This is a genomic window from Microcoleus sp. BM001215392, from assembly GCF_036700185.1.
Classification (GTDB): Bacteria; Cyanobacteriota; Cyanobacteriia; order Cyanobacteriales; family Microcoleaceae; genus Microcoleus.
The window spans coordinates 1-2,667 of sequence record NZ_JAUBOJ010000610.1; the positions used below are offsets into that span (position 1 = coordinate 1).

Consider the following 2,667-nt stretch of genomic DNA (forward strand, 5'->3'; position numbering starts at 1 on the left):
GGGGGTTAGGGGGGGTTCCAGATGCTTTAGGAGTAAACCGAATAATAGTTTTGTTAAATCGCGCCGAGTTTTCGTAGCGATAGGCGTCTTCGATAGTTTGAGACAGAGTTTCGGTGTTGATTGGCCCGGTATTGGCGGCTGGTTTGTGTTGAATGCCGATCGCACTTTGAATCTGTTGGCCCCCAACCGCATTCCCCGCCGAGGCCGGAGTAGTTGCTAGTTCTTTAATCACCGTATTGGGAAACCATTTCAGCTTCCCTTTGCCTTTTTCTGCCGCATCTTGCAAAATGTCAGATAGAATTTTGTGGCCGTTGTAGGGCATGAAACAGGAATAGCTAACCCAACAGCCACCGGGATTTAGCCTCCCGTAATGTTCCTTGATTCGCTGCCGCAATTCTAGGTAGCCGCGGGGGTAAAATAAGAGCGATCGCTGAGTCTCTCTTTCGTCTAGTGCCGAGGTTCCCTGGGAGGAAATTTGACCGCCCAGCCAGTCAGTAATTTCTGTGATGCAAACGGTGCGCCCCGCCAGCAAACCTTCGTAGGCGGTAGCAGCACCTGCTAGCCCGCCGCCTGCTACGAGAATGTCGCAAGTTTCGTCTTTGTCGGGATTGCGAGGAAGCGCAGCCAAGGCTGGGGTAATAGCCGAGATCGAGGTAATCAGGCTGAGGGTGAAGGTGACGAGCGATCGACCTTTGAGCGAAGAAAATAGATACCGTCGCAGTTTCATCGGAGATTGTGGAATTAATTTAGACATAAGTGAACAACACTCATCGCATCCAAATGTTTATTTTGCAGTATACTGGTATTTCGCGCTACTGTCAGGGCAAACTTGTTTTATATAATAGGCATTAATACCATCAATAACTATAAAAAAGCAGGATAAACCTTATGCTCAGAATCGGTAATTTTTTTAGGTCATTGATTCCTTTTGATAGTTTAACAATTACGACAAGTTTAACTTTTTCGGAAACTTTGCAGAGGTTGGACGAAGTTGTAACTCCTCCCAAACTTTTTAGAATAACTCTACCCTTCGGCCCGCCACCTGCAAAACCTTATGAAGGAACAATTTCTGGCAATACCTTTAAAATCAGCCGCATCATCACCGGGCGCAATTCATTTTTGCCAATGATCAAAGGAGAGATTTATTCTCAACCGTTTGGTTGTTCCATCAAAATCAGGATGAGTTTACATAATATAGTCTTAGCATTTATAATTCTTTGGCTGTGGACAACAGGCTTTATTGGAATGTTTTCTTTATGTGTTTGGATCGTAGATCGCTCGGTGGGGCCAATATTTATACCAATTTTAGGAATGTTTCTTTTTGGGTGGTTTTTGTGCTTGATTCCATTTAAAATTGAAGCAAAAGCAGCTAGAAAATTTTTATCTGTTCTCTTAACATAAAGAGCAGACAGCGGTTGAAACCAGGTTTATACAAAAAAATCTGACGGGAGCAGGTTGAAAAGTGTAAGATTAAAAAAAATCTGGGTTCATCGGCATTAATTCGCGGTAAAAAAAGCTAAATTTATGCGTCAAAACGAACTAAAACAAAAAATCAAACAAGGCGAAACAGTCCTCGGTTTATTTATGAACTGCGCCTATCCCGCATTCATCGAAATCTGCGGTCACGCGGGATTTGATTTCGCCGTCATCGACATGGAACACGGCCCCCTGCACCCGCTTGCTGCTGAAGATTTGTGCCGCGCCGCCGACTGTAGCGGAATTGCACCGATTGTCCGCGTCCGCAAAAACGACGGGCCGCAAATTCAACGAGCTCTTGACATCGGCAGCGCAGGGGTTCAAGTACCTCAAATAGAAAGCAAAATCGATGCCGAAATCGCTGTCAAAAGCGCTAAATACAGTCCTCAGGGCGCGCGAGGCCTTTCTTTCGCTACGCGGGCGGGACTGTACACCGCCGCAGGTACAAATATCACGGACAAACTTAACGAAGAATCATTGGTTGTGGTTCATGTCGAAGGTAAAGGTGGCATCGACAATCTCGCAGAAATTGTCACCGTCCCACATATTGATGTGATTTTTTTGGGGCCTTACGATTTGTCACAGTCGATCGGCATTCCGGGCCAAGTCCGCGATCCGCGAGTCATCGACATGATGCAGGAAGCAGTTCAAACCATCCGCAAAGCAGGTAAAGCGGCCGGTACTTTTGCCGAAAATCCCGAAATCGCCAAGCAATGGATTGATGCTGGCGTTCAATACGTTGCACTTGGGGCCGATGTTGCCGTCTTCCTGCGGGCCTGTCAGTCGCTGGTAAAAGCAGTGCGCAGTTAAGAAGAAGGAAGTTCGGCAACGAGCAATGTACAAGATGTAACGGATGGAAGTCCGGCCTTACTGGCAGTGTACAAGATGTAACGGGAGCATCTCAGTTTTGCATTTACAGTGCTGTCCCCGCTCAAAAAAGGTTCGTAGTACGTCAGTAGTGTCCGCTCTTTAAAAAATGCTTGTTGCAAAACTGAGATGCTCCCGATGTAACGGATGTAACGGATGTAACGGATGGAAGTCCGACGAAAGTCGGAAGAAGGAAGCTTTTGAGCGAGCCGTATTTTACGTTTAATTAGGTGAATTTACTTAATATATCAAATTCGGTGAGAGCCGAATAGACAAGATTGCATAAGTCTTCGATCGATACAGAAACCGCAGATGTCAGACAGA

Annotated in this window: 3 protein-coding genes; 2 read left to right on the forward strand and 1 reads right to left on the reverse strand. The window is 46.0% G+C overall.

Features of this window, described 5'->3' with window-relative positions; all coding sequences use genetic code 11:
- Positions 1 to 754 (reverse strand): FAD-dependent oxidoreductase (locus QT974_RS33305; protein WP_442933235.1); only part of this gene is annotated, 754 nt, incomplete at its 3' end.
- A 164-nt stretch (positions 755 to 918) separates the two neighbouring features.
- On the opposite strand from QT974_RS33305, the gene QT974_RS33310 reads away from it, so the two are divergent.
- Together QT974_RS33310 and QT974_RS33315 are read left to right on the forward strand one after the other, a co-directional pair.
- Positions 919 to 1,401 carry a hypothetical protein gene (locus tag QT974_RS33310; protein WP_333472637.1) on the forward strand — a complete coding sequence of 161 codons (483 nt, stop codon included), beginning with the start codon at positions 919 to 921 and terminating at the stop codon, positions 1,399 to 1,401.
- Between the two features lie 123 nt (positions 1,402 to 1,524).
- Positions 1,525 to 2,286: an HpcH/HpaI aldolase family protein gene (locus tag QT974_RS33315; protein ID WP_333472638.1), complete on the forward strand. Its 762-nt coding sequence runs from the start codon at positions 1,525 to 1,527 to the stop codon at positions 2,284 to 2,286.
- Positions 2,287 to 2,667: the final 381 nt, after the last annotated feature.

What these genes read in the sequence shown, in the direction of transcription:
- QT974_RS33315 (WP_333472638.1), top strand. Translation starts at nt 1,525, where the DNA reads ATGCGTCAAAACGAACTAAAACAAAAAATCAAACAAGGCGAAACAGTC.